The sequence below is a fragment of the Streptomyces pluripotens genome (assembly GCF_000802245.2).
Taxonomy (GTDB): Bacteria; Actinomycetota; Actinomycetes; order Streptomycetales; family Streptomycetaceae; genus Streptomyces; species Streptomyces pluripotens.
This window is the reverse complement of sequence record NZ_CP021080.1, coordinates 2408651-2424140: the sequence shown is the minus strand read 5'-3', so window position 1 is coordinate 2424140 and position 15490 is coordinate 2408651. Positions and strand designations below refer to the sequence as shown.

Annotated in this window: 13 protein-coding genes; 9 read left to right on the top strand and 4 right to left on the bottom strand. The window is 69.9% G+C overall.

Annotated elements, in window-relative coordinates; translation table 11 throughout:
* Positions 1–11: 11 nt before the first annotated feature.
* A complete protein-coding gene (locus LK06_RS10715; RefSeq protein ID WP_039649245.1) occupies positions 12–1628 on the bottom strand; it encodes a carboxyl transferase domain-containing protein in 1617 nt (538 codons plus the stop codon).
* Positions 1629–1722: 94 nt separating this feature from the next.
* Here LK06_RS10715 and LK06_RS10710 point away from each other — a divergent pair, with 94 nt between their 5' ends.
* The 4 genes from LK06_RS10710 (at position 1723) to LK06_RS10695 (ending at position 5393) form a co-directional block, all read left to right on the top strand.
* Positions 1723–2328 carry an SACE_7040 family transcriptional regulator gene (locus LK06_RS10710; RefSeq protein WP_039649243.1) on the top strand — a complete coding sequence of 202 codons (606 nt, stop codon included), beginning with the start codon at positions 1723–1725 and terminating at the stop codon, positions 2326–2328.
* Positions 2329–2711: 383 nt separating this feature from the next.
* On the top strand, positions 2712–3869 hold the full coding sequence (locus tag LK06_RS10705) for an acyl-CoA dehydrogenase family protein (protein ID WP_039649240.1): 1158 nt from the start codon (positions 2712–2714) through the stop codon (positions 3867–3869).
* 39 nt (positions 3870–3908) lie between these two features.
* On the top strand, positions 3909–4775 hold the full coding sequence (gene tesB, locus LK06_RS10700) for an acyl-CoA thioesterase II (protein WP_043434322.1): 867 nt from the start codon (positions 3909–3911) through the stop codon (positions 4773–4775).
* Positions 4776–5081: 306 nt separating this feature from the next.
* Positions 5082–5393, top strand: coding sequence for a hypothetical protein (locus LK06_RS10695; protein WP_071659099.1), 312 nt, complete (start codon positions 5082–5084; stop codon positions 5391–5393).
* Positions 5394–5481: 88 nt separating this feature from the next.
* Here the strand turns inward: LK06_RS10695 and LK06_RS10690 are convergent, their stop codons facing one another.
* Together LK06_RS10690 and LK06_RS10685 are read right to left on the bottom strand one after the other, a co-directional pair.
* Positions 5482–6270 (bottom strand): phosphatase, encoded by a 789-nt coding sequence (locus LK06_RS10690; protein ID WP_039649235.1) that lies wholly within the window; start codon positions 6268–6270, stop codon positions 5482–5484.
* Between the two features lie 78 nt (positions 6271–6348).
* On the bottom strand, positions 6349–7992 hold the full coding sequence (locus LK06_RS10685; RefSeq protein ID WP_043434338.1) for a PucR family transcriptional regulator: 1644 nt from the start codon (positions 7990–7992) through the stop codon (positions 6349–6351).
* Positions 7993–8239: 247 nt separating this feature from the next.
* Between LK06_RS10685 and speB the strand changes: the two genes are divergently transcribed.
* Complete coding sequence (gene speB / locus LK06_RS10680) at positions 8240–9220, top strand: agmatinase (protein WP_039649234.1); 981 nt, start codon at positions 8240–8242, stop codon at positions 9218–9220.
* Positions 9217–10905: a thiamine pyrophosphate-binding protein gene (locus tag LK06_RS10675; protein ID WP_043434321.1), complete on the top strand. Its 1689-nt coding sequence runs from the start codon at positions 9217–9219 to the stop codon at positions 10903–10905. Before speB ends, LK06_RS10675 begins: the two co-directional genes overlap by 4 nt.
* Before the next feature lie 101 nt (positions 10906–11006).
* On the opposite strand, the gene LK06_RS10670 is transcribed toward LK06_RS10675, so the two are convergent.
* Complete coding sequence (locus LK06_RS10670; protein ID WP_039649230.1) at positions 11007–12008, bottom strand: helix-turn-helix domain-containing protein; 1002 nt, start codon at positions 12006–12008, stop codon at positions 11007–11009.
* Positions 12009–12213: 205 nt separating this feature from the next.
* Here LK06_RS10670 and LK06_RS33100 point away from each other — a divergent pair, with 205 nt between their 5' ends.
* The 3 genes from LK06_RS33100 to LK06_RS10660 all read left to right on the top strand — a co-directional run bounded on the left by LK06_RS33100 (position 12214) and on the right by LK06_RS10660 (position 15360).
* Entirely contained in the window at positions 12214–12849 is a 636-nt protein-coding gene (locus tag LK06_RS33100) for a hypothetical protein (protein WP_159025291.1), read from the top strand.
* A 460-nt stretch (positions 12850–13309) separates the two neighbouring features.
* Positions 13310–14254: a serine hydrolase gene (locus LK06_RS10665; protein ID WP_043434318.1), complete on the top strand. Its 945-nt coding sequence runs from the start codon at positions 13310–13312 to the stop codon at positions 14252–14254.
* 62 nt (positions 14255–14316) lie between these two features.
* Entirely contained in the window at positions 14317–15360 is a 1044-nt protein-coding gene (locus LK06_RS10660; RefSeq protein WP_039649406.1) for an esterase-like activity of phytase family protein, read from the top strand.
* The last annotated feature ends 130 nt before the right edge of the window (positions 15361–15490 follow it).

Below are 15490 nucleotides of genomic sequence, written 5' to 3'. Positions count from 1 at the left end.
TCCGCTCCCCCTCACATCCGGAAGACGCCGAACTGGGGCTCACCCAGGGGCGCGTTGGCACAGGCCGTCAGGGCGAGACCGAGCACCTGACGGGTCTCCATCGGGTCGATGACACCGTCGTCCCAGAGACGGGCGGTGGCGTAGTAGGCGTTGCCCTGGCGCTCGTACTGCGCGCGGACCGGCGCTTTGAAGGCCTCTTCCTCCTCGGCCGGCCACTCCTCGCCGCGCGCCTGGAGCTGGTCCCGCTTGACGGTGGCGAGGACGCTGGCGGCCTGCTCGCCGCCCATCACGGAGATCTTGGCGTTGGGCCACATCCACAGGAAGCGGGGGGAGTAGGCCCGGCCGCACATGGAGTAGTTGCCGGCGCCGTACGAACCGCCGACGACCACGGTCAACTTCGGGACGCGGGTGCAGGCCACGGCCGTGACCATCTTGGCGCCGTGCTTGGCGATGCCACCCGCCTCGTAGTCCTTGCCCACCATGAACCCGGAGATGTTCTGCAGGAACACCAGCGGGATGCCGCGCTGGTCGCACAGCTCGATGAAGTGGGCGCCCTTCTGGGCGGACTCGGAGAACAGGATCCCGTTGTTGGCGACGATCCCGACCGGGTGGCCGTGGATCCGGGCGAAGCCGGTGACCAGGGTCTGCCCGAATTCGCTCTTGAACTCGGCGAAGCGGGAGCCGTCGACCACACGCGCGATGATCTCGCGCACGTCGTAGGGGGTGCGGGAGTCCACGGGGACCGCGCCGTAGATCCCGTGGGGGTCGACCTTGGGCTCGACGGACGGCCGCACCTCCCAGGGGAGGGACTGCCGGGCGGGGAGCGTGGCAGCGATGTTCCGTACGATCCGCAGGGCGTGCGCGTCGTCCTCGGCGAGGTGGTCGGTGACCCCGGAGACCCGGGAGTGGACCTCGCCGCCGCCCAGTTCCTCAGCGGTGACGACCTCACCCGTGGCCGCCTTCACCAGCGGGGGACCGCCCAGGAAGATCGTGCCCTGGTTGCGGACGATCACGGCCTCGTCACTCATGGCCGGGACGTAGGCGCCACCGGCGGTGCAGGAGCCGAGCACGGCGGCGATCTGCGGGATGCCCGCGCCGGACATCCGGGCCTGGTTGTAGAAGATCCGTCCGAAGTGCTCCCGGTCGGGGAAGACCTCGTCCTGCATCGGTAGGAAGGCCCCGCCGGAGTCGACCAGGTAGACGCACGGCAGCCGGTTGTCCAGCGCCACCTCCTGCGCCCGCAGATGCTTCTTCACCGTCATCGGGTAGTAGGTGCCGCCCTTGACGGTGGCGTCGTTCGCGACGATCACGCAGGTGCGTCCGCTGACCCGCCCGATACCGGCGATCACCCCGGCGGCCGGGGCCTGTCCGTCGTACATCCCGTCGGCCGCGAGGGGGGCCAGTTCCAGAAACGGCGACCCCGCGTCGAGCAGGGTGTCCACCCTGTCCCTCGGCAGCAGCTTGCCGCGCGCGGTGTGTCGGGCCCGTGCCCGCTCGCCGCCGCCGAGAGCCGTCGCGGCCAGCTTGCCGCGCAACTCGTCCACGAGCGCGCGGTGTGCCCGTTCATTGGCTCGCCAGGCCTCCGACGCGGGATCGGCCGCGCTCGTCAGCTCCGGTGCCTCGTGCATCCTGCGGTCCCCTCACCCAGTGGTGACTGTTAATGAGCGTTAACCATTTCCTTTAGGTTAACGACCGCTAACCCCGCTGTCTAGAATTACCGGCATGGCCACCAGAACCGACGCCCCCACCCGCCGCGAGCAGATCCTCAAGGAGGCTGCCCGACTCTTCGCCGAGCGCGGTTTCCACGGTGTCGGCGTCGACGAGATAGGCGCCGCCGTCGGCATCAGCGGCCCCGGTCTGTACCGTCACTTCCCGGGCAAGGACGCGATGCTCGCCGAACTGCTGGTCGGCATCAGCGGCCAGTTGCTGACCGGGGCCAAGCGCCGCCTGGCGGAGGCCGACGGGCAGACCGGTGCCACGGCGGTCCTGGACTCGCTCATCGAGGGCCACATCGACTTCGCCCTGGACGACCGCCCCCTCATCACTCTGCACGACCGTGAGCTGGACCGCCTGCGCGACAGCGACCGCAAGCTGGTGCGTCAGTTGCAGCGGCAGTACGTGGAGCTGTGGGTGGAGGTGGTGCGGGAGGTGTATCCGGCGCTCACGGAGCCCTCGGCCCGTTCCGCGGTCCACTCGGTCTTCGGCCTGCTTAATTCCACGCCGCACCTGGGGCGGGCGGGGACACTGCCGGGCCGGGGTGCCACTGCTGCGCTGCTGCACCGGATGGCCCGGGGGGCGTTCGCGGCGGCGGGGGCGAGCAGGGGATGACCGGGTCGGGCCGAGGGGCTCGCCGGCGGGGCTTGCCTCAGTACGCTGGGGGCCGTGTCCACGGACTGCGCGACCACTGCGCGCACCCGCGTCGCGTCGACGGCGATCGCCCTCCTCACCGAAGACCACCTCGGGGAGGATGACCGCGTCCGGCAAGGAGTCCTGTCCCTTCGGGAACTCGGTGCCCTTCGGGTCCTGACGGTCGAGACCTCCGCCTTCCGTCGGTACGGCGGAGCCGGGAACTGGCGCCAGCGCCCGGGCCGGACGGGTGGGCAAGCTCACTCTGGACGCCGCAACGTACTCGCCGGTATCTTTGTTCTGAGCAAGCGCTTAGACATGCCCGAGGGCATGCCGAGATTCCGAGGTTCGTGGAGGTGGGCGGCGTGCGCCGTACGGTGTTCAACGAGGATCACGAGGCGTTCCGGGAGACTCTTCGCGCCTTCATCGAGGCCGAGGTCGTACCCGTGTACGACGAGTGGTTCGCTGCCGGCCAGGCGCCGCGCGACTTCTACTACAAGCTCGGCGAACTGGGCCTCTTCGGCATCAATGTGCCCGAGGAATTCGGTGGCGCGGGCCTGGACAGCCACAAGTTCGAGGCCGTCCTCTACGAGGAGACCGCCCGCGCCGGGGTGCACTTCGGCGGCTCCGGGGTGCACGTACTGCTCGCGCTGCCGTACATCAAGATGCTCGCCTCCGACGAGCAGAAGAAGCGGTACCTGCCGAAGTTCGTCACCGGCGAGGAGATGTGGGCCATCGCGATGACCGAGCCGGGCACCGGCTCCGACCTCGCGGGCATGAAGACCACCGCCAAGCTCTCGGAGGACGGCACGCACTACGTCCTCAACGGCGCCAAGACCTTCATCACCGGTGGTGTGCACGCCGACAAGGTCATCGTCTGTGCCCGGACCTCCGCCCCGACCGCCGAGGACCGCCGCTTCGGCATCTCCCTCTTCGCCGTGGACACCAAGTCCGAGGGCTACTCGGTCGGCCGCAAGCTGGACAAGCTGGGCCTGCGTACTTCCGACACCGCCGAGCTGGCCTTCGTCGACGTCAAGGTGCCGGTCGAGGACCTGCTGGGCGAGGAGAACAAGGGCTTCTCCTACCTCGGCCACAACCTGGCCTCCGAGCGGTGGGGCATCGCCTTCGGCGCCTACGCGCAGGCCAAGGCCGCCGTACGGTTCGCCAAGCAGTACGTGCAGGAGCGCACCGTCTTCGGCAAGCCCGTCGCCCACTTCCAGAACACCAAGTTCGAGCTGGCCGCCTGCCAGGCCGAGGTGGACGCGGCCGAGGCTGTCGCCGACCGCGCGACGGAGGCCCTGGACGCCGGTGAGCTGACCCCCGCCGAGGCGGCCTCCGCCAAGCTGTTCTGCACCGAGGTCGCGCACCGCGTGATCGATCGCTGCCTCCAGCTGCACGGCGGCTACGGCTACATGAACGAGTACCCGATCGCCCGTCTGTACGCGGACAACCGTGTCAACCGCATCTACGGCGGCACCAGCGAGATCATGAAGACGATCATCGCCAAGGACATGGGCCTGTAGGGGCGAAGCGACCTCTGGCCGGTACCACCCCACTTGCCAATGAGCCAGGCACTCCAGGACCTCCTCGATCTGCTCGACCTGGAGCAGATCGAGGAGAACATCTTCCGCGGCCAGTCCCGCTCCGCCGTCGTCCCGCGCGTCTTCGGCGGGCAGGTCGCGGCGCAGGCGCTGGTCGCCGCCGGGCGGACGGTCCCCGCGGACCGGCCCGCCCACTCCCTGCACGCGTACTTCCTGCGTCCCGGTGACCCCGGAGCACCGATCGTCTACACGGTCGACCGCATCCGTGACGGCCGGTCCTTCACCACGCGGCGCGTGGTCGCCATCCAGCACGGCAAGCCGATCTTCCACCTCTCGGCGTCCTTCCAGACGCACGAGGAGGGCCTGGAGCACCAGGCGCCCATGCCGACCGCGCCAGATCCGGTGGCCCTGCCCACCTCCCAGGACCGGCTGCGCGGCTACGACCACCTCGCCCCGCAGGTGGTGGAGCGGTTCCTGGAGGCCCGCGAGGCGATCGATCTGCGGTACGTGGACGAGCCGCCGTACGGGCAGTTCGGCGAGCCACGCGAGCCGCACTCCCAGGTGTGGTTCCGCACCAACGGCAAACTCGCCGACCACCCCCTCCTGCACGTCGTCCTCGCCACCTACGTCTCCGACATGACCCTCCTCGACTCCGTGCTGCTCGCACACGGGCGCGGTGGCTGGGCCGTCGGCGATGTCGTGGGCGCGTCCCTGGACCACGCGATGTGGTTCCACCGGCCCTTCCGCGCCGACGAATGGCTGCTGTACGACCAGGAGTCGCCGTCCGCCCACGGCGGTCGCGGCCTTGGCCAGGCCCGTATCTACACGCAAGACGGGCGGCTCGCCATCACGGTCATCCAGGAGGGCGTGGTCCGGGTGCCACGCTGATGCGTGCCGAGGTGCCGAGGTGCCGAGTGGCGCGTGGAGGACTACGCTTTTTGAGTGAAAGCCGCAGTGGACGGCATGCCCGGCCGACGAGGTTTCGGACCACGGATCCTCAGCCGTACGACCCGAGCAACTGTGTGAGGGGTCGTTTGCAGGCGTCGGGGGCCATCGCCGTACTGCTCATGTCCTGCGGTGACACCTGAAGACCGTGCCGCCACTCCCCCCCCCTTGTGGCAGCGGCGACGGCCATCCACCTCGCATCCCCCGGCGGGAGCCGCGAGAGCCGATGGAAACGGAAGGGTAATTCCCATGCGAGTACAACGCACGAGGCGTCTTGTCGCGATGTCCGCAGCCGGTCTGCTGATGGCCGGCGGAGCCGCTATTGGTGCGGCGGGCACCGCCTCGGCGGCAACCCCAACACACCACGACCATGGTTCCTACAGCAGGTACTGCCACGACCACAACCGGCACAACCGGTGGTGGAACGACGACAACTGCGACTACGGGCGTCACCACAACCGCCACCACGACCATTACAACAACTACGGTCACGACCACGGCGGCTACGGCCACGACCGTGGCGGCGGCTACGGTCACGACCACGGTGGACGCGGACGTTAGCAGTCCGGCCGTCCGACTGATCGGACCGTAAACGCCAGGACCGGTGCGGCTCCGCGTGCGGAGCCGCACTCGTTTGTGTCGGGACCGGTCAGGACAGACCGGCCTGCGCCAACAGATACGCGGTCATGGGGTCGTAGTGGCGGGGACTGACCACGTGGTCATCGATCGGTACTGCCACCTGCAGGGTGCCCTCGGCCTCGGCGAGGAACAGCGCGGGGTCGTTGCAGTCGGCGTAGCCGACGGAGTCGATGCCGTGCTGAGCGGCGTACCCGGCCCAGCCGTGGTCGGCGACGACGAGGTCCGGCAGCGGACGCCCCTCGTGCACAAGTCCCGTCAGAACGGCCCGCATCGGCTCCCCGGAGTGGGTGTGCCACAGCGTTGCCCCGTGTTCCAGCACGGCCACGTCCGCGAACTGCATCACGTAACCCTCGTCCGTCTGCAGCCCGTCGGGGATGACGACGATCTCGCAGCCGGCGGTGCGCAGTGCGGCGGCCGTGGCCCGGTGCACGTCCAGCAGACCACCCGGGTGACCGGTCGCGAACAGGACCCGCTGCCGCCCTTCGGCCGCCTTGCGCAGCCGTGCCGCCATGCGCTCCAGCGCGTCCACGGTCAGTTCGGGATCGATGGTGTCCTGCCCGTACCGGAACCCGGGATCGTCGCTGACACCGACTCGCTCGGCCAGGACGGCGAGCACGTCCTGCTCGTCCGTCCAGCGGTCGCCCAGCTCCAAGCCGAGCCAGAAGTTGCGGACACCGTTGGCGAGCTGACGGTAGTGGGAGAGGTTGTTCTCGCGGGGCGTGGCGACGTCCCCCGCGATACGGGTCCTCACCAAGTGGTCGATGAGCTGGGCGCGGCTGGGTGTCCCGGGTATCGGCATGCCTCCCATTGTGAGGCAGCACACGGGGTCCGTCCTCGGCGTACCGGCCGCTGGGACAGGGCTCACTCGGCTTCCGGCTCAGTCCTGCCGTAGCGCGAACCACAACTCCATGCGCACGTCCGGATCGTCCAGGTCGGTGTCCAACAGGGTGGCGCAGCGGGCGATCCGCTGCCGCACGGTGTTGCGGTGCACCTCCAGTGCCACCGCCGTGCGGTCCCAACTACCGTGCAGGGACAGCCAGGTGCGCAGGGTCGCGACGAGGGCGGGCCGGTGGGCGAGCGGCGCGAGCAGTGCGCGGGCGTGCGCCTGCGCATCCGTCCGGGGCACCAGATCCGACAGGCCTGTCCGGGTGCCGTGGTGGGCCAGGTGGGCGCGGGTGGCGCGGGCCCGCGCCAGGGCGCGTGCCGCCTGGCTGTCGGCAGCCGGCCACTCGTCCGGGCCGACGGCCGCGCTCACGCCGAGCGTCCAGCCCGGCTGCGCCACCGGCGCCGGTTCGGCGGGCACCAGCATGCGGATCACGTCACGCGCCAGGTCCACCAGCGGCGTCCCCAGAGCGGCGCCCAGTGCGGAGGCCGCCACGGCGTCGGACGGCTGGGCCTGCGACCGGGCGTGCACCACGCGCCATGGCCCGTCCCCGAGCAGCGGCGCCACTGCTTGCGGTGTTGAACCCAGTAGGAGCCGCACCAGCGCCGAGGATCGGGCTGCCCCGGCTCCGCTCTGGTGCCCGCTGGTCAGCAGGGACAGCAGCACGGCGGCGACGGAGGCGATGGTGTGGTCCCCGGGCTCGCGGTGCGCGGACGCCACCGCGAGCACGAACCCCTCACCGGCGCCGAGGGCGTAGGCGGCGAGGTGGGTGTCGCCGAGGGTGTCGGTGGCGGAGGTGGGCGTCGGCGCCGTGGTGGCCGCGGCCGGCGAGACGGCCGGTCCGGCCACGGTGCTGCCGTCCGCCTCCCGGACCGCGGCCGGCCCGGCCCGGCCCGGCGGCCGTACCACTGCCGCCAGCTCCGCCAGCGCCGTGCGGGCCTCCTCGGTCGGCTCCCGGCCCGCCGCCGCGATCTCGGTGCCGTCGGGGCCGTACAGGACCGCGTGCCCGCCCAACCGCTGGGCCAGCCTGCGCAGCACCGAGGGGACGGCGTCCGGGCGGGAGGCGGCCACGGCGAGGCTCTGCTGCGCCTCGGTGACACGGCGGAGTTCAGCGAGGCGAGCCTGTGCCATCAGCTGCCACACCGCCCGGGCCACGCCCGAGAAGGTGGTCTGCGGCGGGACCTCCAGCAGCGGGAGACCGTGCCTGTCGCAGGCGGCGGAGAGGGCCCGCGGGACGGTGTCGTGCACGGGGGCGAGGCCGAAGCCGAGCGCGGCCCCGCCCGCTGCCACGATCCGGGAGACATAGCCGTCGAAGTAGTCCGCGGGGGCCGGAGCAGGTCGACCCGGGTCGGCCCCGGCCGGCCCGGTCGGGGCCGAGGCCCCCGGGATGTGCACCCCGGCGGTCAGCAGCAGCTCACCACCCAGCAGGTACGGATACGGGTCGGCCATCTCCGAGGCGTGCGCCCAGTGGATCACGACGGTGGGATCGGACGGCCCCGCGATGTGGCGCAGTCCGAGATCTTCCCGGGCCAGCAGGTCTGACAGCGAGACCGGCGGGGTCGGTGGGGTCTGCGGGCCTGGTGCTGTCTGCGGGACTGGTGAGGTCTGTGGGGCCACTGGGGCGCTGCGCTCCGGCATGATGTGCGTTCCCTCCATTTATCCCCACTCATCCTGGATGAAACGTACACTTCGCAGCCGCTCTCCGGCCACCTACTGTCGACTCGGCACCTGGTCTCGCGGCTCTGGTGGACGCCTCCGTGTGCCACACCGTCGGTCCCCGCCGGGCAGCCCCCGAACTCACGTCCGAAGTGGTCCGGGTCCGCCGGTAAAGTCACATGAAAAGCGACATGCGTGCGATGAAGTAGAGGAAAGAAGGCATTTCACCGTGAGTAGCAACGAGACGCCCCGCGGCCCCGTCGACTCCTCCCGCATCCCGAGGTACGCCGGCCCCGCCACGTTCGCCCGGCTGCCCCGCCTGGACGAGGTGGGCACCGCCGACGTCGCCGTGGTGGGCGTGCCGTTCGACTCCGGTGTGTCGTACCGGCCCGGTGCCCGCTTCGGTGGCAACGCCATCCGCGAGGCGTCCCGGCTGCTGCGCCCCTACAACCCCGCGCAGGACGCCTCCCCCTTCGCCCTCGCCCAGGTCGCGGACGGCGGTGACATCGCGGTGAACCCGTTCAACATCAACGAGGCCGTCGAGACCGTCGAGGCCGCAGCGGACGAGCTGCTCGGCACGGGAGCCCGCCTGATGACCCTGGGCGGCGACCACACGATCGCGCTCCCCCTGCTGCGCTCGGTCGCGAAGAAGCACGGCCCGGTGGCCCTGCTCCACTTCGATGCCCACCTCGACACCTGGGACACCTACTTCGGCGCCGAGTACACCCACGGCACCCCCTTCCGCCGGGCCGTGGAGGAGGGCATCCTCGACACCGAGGCGCTCTCCCACGTGGGTACCCGTGGCCCGCTGTACGGCAAGCAGGACCTCACCGACGACGAGAAGATGGGCTTCGGCATCGTCACCTCGGCCGACATCTACCGCCGTGGTGCCGACGAGGTCGCCGACCAGCTGCGCCAGCGGATCGGTGACCGCCCGCTCTACATCTCCATCGACATCGACTGCCTCGACCCCGCCCACGCGCCTGGCACCGGCACGCCGGAGGCGGGCGGCATGACCTCCCGCGAGCTGCTGGAGATCCTGCGCGGTCTGGCGTCCTGCAACCTGGTGTCGGCGGACGTCGTGGAGGTGGCCCCGGCGTACGACCACGCCGAGATCACCTCGGTCGCGGCCTCCCACACGGCCTACGAACTCACCACCATCATGAGTCGCCAGATCGCGGCGGCCCGGAAGGGCGCGGAAGCGAAGTGACCCACGACCACGACCAGGTCCTCCGCCCGACACCGGCGCAGATCACCGCGGCACTGACCCCTCCGTCGGGGCGCAGCGGCGGAGACCTGGTCGTGGAAACGCTGGCCGGGCTCGGCGCGACCACGGTCTTCGGCCTGCCCGGCCAGCACGCCCTCGGCATGTTCGACGCCCTGCGGCGTTCCCCGCTGCGCTACGTCGGCCTGCGGGTGGAGAACAATGCCTGCTTCGCGGCGGACGCGTACGGCCGGATCACCGGTGAGGCGGCCCCACTGCTGCTCTCGACCGGCCCGGGCGCGCTGACGTCGCTCGCGGCGCTGCAGGAGGCGGCAGCCGCCTCCGCGCCGGTCCTGGCGATCAGCAGTCAGATCCCGACGGCGGGCCTGGGCGGTGGCCGCCGCGGCTACCTCCACGAACTCCCCGACCAGGCAGCCTCCTTCCGGGGCGTGGTGAAGTCCGTCCACACCGTCCGCGCCCAGTCCCAGATCCCTTCTGCCATCGCGGCGGCATGGAGGTCGGCGCTCACCGCCCCGCACGGTCCGGTGTGGGTGGAGATCCCGCAGGACGTGCTGCTCGCTCCGGCCGCGCTGCCGGTGGTGACGGCACCGGACGTGACACCGGAGGACCTGGTCCCGCGTCCCGAACTGACGGCGGTGGCGGCCCATCTGCTGTCGCATGCCGCCCGTCCGGCGATCATCGCCGGCGGGGGAGTCATACGCGCGGATGCGTCGGGAAAGCTGAAGGCGCTGGCCGAGAGGCTGGACGCACCCGTGGTGACCACGTTCGGCGGTAAGGGCGCGTTCCCCTGGCAACACCCGCTGTCGATGCGGTCCTGGCTTGAGGACCGGCACACCACTGACTTCCTTCAGGAAGCCGACGTCCTGCTGGTGGTGGGCTCGGGCCTGGGTGAACTCTCCTCGAACTACCACACGTTCAAGCCGCGCGGCAGAGTGATCCAGATCGAGGCCGACCTCGGCAAACTGGAGTCAAACCACCCGGCCCTCGGCATCCACGGGGACGCCCGGCTCGCCCTCCAGGCCCTGCTGGAGACCGTGCAGGAGCGGACGGACCCATCGGCCCCCGAGCGGGTGCGAGAACTCCTCGCGAAGGTGACGGCACGCATCGCGGCCCAGGAACTCGCCCTGGAACAAGAAGTACTGGCGTCGGTCCGCAGGGCGCTGCCCGCGGACTCCCCGTCCTTCTGGGACATGACGATCCTCGCCTACTGGGCGTGGTCGGCCTTCGATCCCCGAGGTGCCAACACCATGCACTCCGCCCAGGGCGCCGGTGGCCTCGGCTACGGTTTCCCGGCGGCGCTGGGCGCGGCGGTGGCGGACCCGGCCCGTCCCGTGTTGGCGGTGTCGGGCGATGGCGGGGCGCTCTACTCGATCGCCGAGCTGGCCACGGCCCGGCAGTACGACCTTCCGGTCACCTGGCTGATCGTCGACGACGGTGGCTACGGCATCCTTCGCGAGTACATGACGGACGCCTACGGCCAGGCGACGGGCACCGATCTGACCCGCCCGGACTACGTGGCCCTCGCCGAGTCCTTCGGGGTGCCCGGCGTCCGTACGACTCCACAGGCCCTGGAATCCGACCTGGCCGAGGCGCTGGCCTCGCCGGGTCCGTCGGTCGTCGTACTTCCGGCGGTGCTGCGGATGTTCGCGCCGACACATCTCACGGGGTGATCCCGCCCGGTGTCGCCCCGGGCCACACACCAGGGTCCGGCTGGAGCAGCGACTTCCTGCGCACGTGGTGAGCGCATAGGGCGGGCTCGTCGGCCATGTTCTCAAAGATCAGCATGCAGGTGTGTCCGCACGGTGAATTGCCGCCGGTATGCGGTGGGGGTGAGCCCGGTTTCGCGTCGCAGAAGCGTGCGGAGGTTGGCGGCGGTGCCGAGTCCGCTGCGTTGGGCGATGGTGTCGATGCGCATTTCGCCGTGTTCGAGGAGGCGGCGTGCGAGGGCGACCCGCTCGGTGGTGAGCCAGGCCAGGGGTGTGGTGTCGAGTTCGGTGCGGAAGCGGCGGTGGAGGGTGGCGGGGCTCATGGCTGCCCGGGCTGCGAGGTCGGCGACGGTCAGCGGTGTCTGGAGTCTTTGCCGCGCCCAGGTCAGGAGTGGGGTCAGGGATGTGCTGGGTGGGGGTTCGGGGCGTTCGATGAACTGCCTTTGTCCGCCGTCACGGTGGGCGGCGAAGACCAGGCGTCGACTCACCGCGTTGGCGATTTCGGCTCCGTGGTCGTGCCGGATGATGTGCAGGCCGAGGTCGAGTGCGGCGGCGCTGCCGGCGGAGGTGTAGATGTGGCCGTCGTTGACGAACAGTACGTCGGGTTCAAGACGTATGGACGGGTAGCGGATCCGCATGGTGTCCGCGCACTGCCAGTGTGTGGTGGCACGGCGCTGGTGGAGGACGCCGGCTTCGGCCAGGGCGAAGGAGCCGCTGCAGAAGGAGACCAGGCGTGCGCCGCGGGCGTGGGCTCTTCGGATGGCGTCGAGCACGGCCGGACGGCGGGGAACATCGAAGTCGGGGCGGCTGGGGATGATCAGGGTGTCCGCGGTGTCGGCCGCTTCCATGCCGGCGACCGAGGTGAGGGCGAAGAAGGCGTCCCGCATCGGGGTGTGGGCGTCGGGTGAGCAGAGCTTGAACTCGTAGAGTTCACAGCTGAGTTCGGGGCGGGGCAGACCGAAGAGCTCGGTGGCGCAGCCGAGTTCGAAGGGGTTGGTGTTCTCGTCCACGATCACCACCACCTTGTGCAAGGTTGGGTGGTCACCGTGCGAGGATCCTTGTGTCATCTGCAAGTTCTAGCACTCGTGGTGTTCTTGAGCGGAGTTCAGCATGGTCTCTGTGCCACGGACCCGCCTTGCCGGCGGAGTCACCGGGATGACCGGCAGATCTCCGCGAGGCGTGGGCGGACGTTCCCGGGGCTGAGGCGCATGGCTGTTCTGGGTAAAGAAAGGCCGGCGCCTTCCCGTCTGCGTTCTCTTTCAAGGAGGAAATGTGTCGATACGTCGGATGGCCATTGCCTGTTCAGGTGTTCTTGCCGGCATAATGCTGGCGACTGCCTCGCCGGCCATGGCGTCGACCGGATGGACCACTTACGCGGCTGACAGCGACAAAGGGAGAACCGTTCTTGAGGTTTGTGCGGGTTCTCAGGCGGTCTGCAGTATGACCTATGACGCTCAGAGCTATCAGACCTTTTCAGGGTCGGAGCACCCTGTCGGAGACAGTGTCTACAATTACACATCGCAGACTGAGACTCACAGCCTGACCTGGTCGGACACTGTGGAGACCTCCGACACGCTTGAGGTGAGCTCGTCCGCCAAGGCCACTATCTGGGGAGCGGCGGAAGTGGGCGTGAACACCACTTACAGCCGAACCTGGGGCAAGTCGAGCACCGTCTCGGAGACCGACAGCCTGCCGGTTCCGGGGTGCAGCGTGGCTTGGCTGGCCCGTGCCGCCGAGATGGGCACGGCCACGGGGAACATTCACGTGCATTTCGCCAAACATACTCACCTGAATGGTCACCGGGATTTCATCATCACCAATGCTGTTTTCACAGCACCCACCGGAGCCGGTTCCATTATCGCCCGCTCTCGATCCATGAATGCATCTGAAAGCGCTTCTTGCTCTTGACCGGGGAATCCGAAGTCCCAGCCATTCCACACCGGGTGTTGGGCGCCGAGTGGTAAGCGGACGGTGATTGCAGAGATCACGGCCTGCTTTGGGAACCAGTTGCACTCTGAAGCGTGCGGGGAGTGCGGCCCGTTTCCCTGGGGGCGTTTCGGGGCCGTGTACTACAGCCTCAGTCCTTGATGTTGTGATCGGTTACGGCCGGGTGGGTCGCCGACGCTCCTCCCGCAAGGCGGTCAGGCGAACCGGCGCGGCGACCCGCCATCCGTCCGTCTCCGCCCCTGAGTTCACCGTTCCGGGGCGCCCCGCCCTGGGAGCGGGTGTGGGTCGTGGGTGCCGGGAAGGCCCTCGTCGCTGCGGTCCGCTGGGGTGTGGCGGTGGTATCCATCGACGTGCCTCTCTCGAACATCTTCACTGCGAACGCATGTGCAACCCCCCATCGCCTCCGTGAGTCAACCGGGTTATGAATCCCGGGACTTCCAGACGCACCGGAGTGCTCGCCGCCGCCCTCGGGGCCGCACTGCTCATGCCGGTCACGGCCGCGGCCCCGGCCGCCGCGGCCGGCGAACCCGCCGTCAACTGCACGTCCGCCAAGGCGGGCCTGGCCGGCAAACTGAAGAAGGACATCACGGCCGCTCTGGCGCACCGCAGGGGCGAGGTCGCCGTCGGGCTGTACGAGCGTACGACCCGGACCACCTGCACCCTGCGTGCCACCGGCGCCTACGATTCGGCCAGCACCGTCAAGGTCACCGTGCTCGCCACGCTGCTGTGGGACGCGAAGAAGCACAACCGGTACCTGACCGGTACCGAGGTCTCGCTCACCAAGGCCATGATCACCAGGTCGGACAACAGCGCGACCAGCAGATTGTGGAAGCAACTGGGCCTGAAGAAGATCAAGGGTTTCTTGGCAGCCGCGGGCATGACGAAGACCATGCCGGGCGCCGGCGGCTACTGGGGCCTGACCCGCGAGAACGTCACCGACGAGCAGAGACTGCTCAAGCTCATCACCGCAAGGAACCACGTGCTGAGCGACAACTCACGTGCGTACATGCTCAAGTTGATGGGCCAGGTCGTCTCCTCCCAGCGCTGGGGGACGCCCGCCGGGGCGCCGTCCTTCGTCTCCGTGCACGTCAAGAACGGCTGGTTGCGCCGTGCCACGCACGGCTGGCGCGTGCACAGCCTGGGCACCTTCGAGGGCGCCGGCCACGACTACATGATCACCGTGCTGACGCAGGACAACAGCACCATGGACTACGGCGTCACCACCATCCAGAACGTCGCCGAGGCCATCCACAAGGACCTGGTGCCGAAGGCCTCGGCCACCGCCCGCTACACCCCGACGCGCCGGCCAACCGAGGCGTTCGTCGCCGCGCCCCCGAACGGCCCGCAGGAGCCGGGGCGGGGCTGACGGGGCTCATCCTTCACCAGGCGGTCTCCCGCCGGACACCGGACCGTCCTACGGTGATCGCCATGCGTCTGAGAACCGTACTCGCCACCCTCACCGCCGGCCTGGCGGCGGCAGCCTGCCTCACCGCCGCCGGGCCCGCCGCCGCGAGACCGGCCGCCGCCGTCGGCCACCGGGCCACCCACGCCTGTTCACCGAGCGTCTCCATCGACCGCTTCTCCGATGCGCTCGACAAGACGACCTACCGCGGCACCTTCGTCGGCAACTTCTCCGCCCTCGCGGTGGACCGGGACGGCTCGCTCGCGGCCCTGGAGGACCGCTCGTCCCTGTTCACCCTGGACGCCCGGACCCTCCGACCGAAAGCGGCCGTCCACCTCGCCGACGAGGAGGGAGCCGACCTCGACTCCGAGGGGCTCGCCATCGACCGCGACGGCACCCGGCTCATCAGCTCCGAGACCGAGCCGTCCGTACGCCGCTACTCCCGCGACGGCAGGATCCTCGACCGGCTCCCGGTGCCGTCCTCACTGCTGGTCGCCCCGGCCGGCCGGGCCACCGCCAACCAGACCTTCGAGGGCCTGACCCTGCTGCCCGGCGGTCACACCCTGCTGGCCTCGATGGAGTACGCGATCTCGGGGGACAGCACCGGCATCGTCCGCTTCCAGACCTGGCGGCGTCACCGGGGCCACTTCCGGCTCGCCGCCCAGTACGCCTACCGCACCGACCCCGGCCTCGGTGTCCCCGAGGTCCAGGCCACGCCCGACGGCCGCCTGCTGGTCCTGGAACGCGGTTACACCCCGGGTGTCGGCAACACCGTCCGCCTCTACCTGGCCGACCTGCACCATGCCACGGACACCCGCGGCGTGGAGAACCTGACCGGGCAGCCGGGCGTCCGCCTGATCCGCAAGACCCTGCTCGCGGACATCGGGGCCTGCCCCTCCCTGGGCGCCACCGCCAGACAGCCGCAGCCGAATCCGCTCCTCGACAACATCGAAGGCATGACGATCACGGGCCGTGATTGCACCGGTCGCCTGAAGGTGCTGCTGGTGAGCGATGACAACCAGAACCCGGTCCAGACGACCCGGTTCTACTACCTGCGAGTACGTGCCTGACGTCCACGTCCGTCCGCGCGTGGGGGATGAAATCCGCTGCGTTGCGCGTTGGTGCCTTCCGGTAGAACAGGACGAACGGGAGGCACCTGCGTGGGACCGCAACAGGGTGGAGCCGGACCGGGGAGACCCG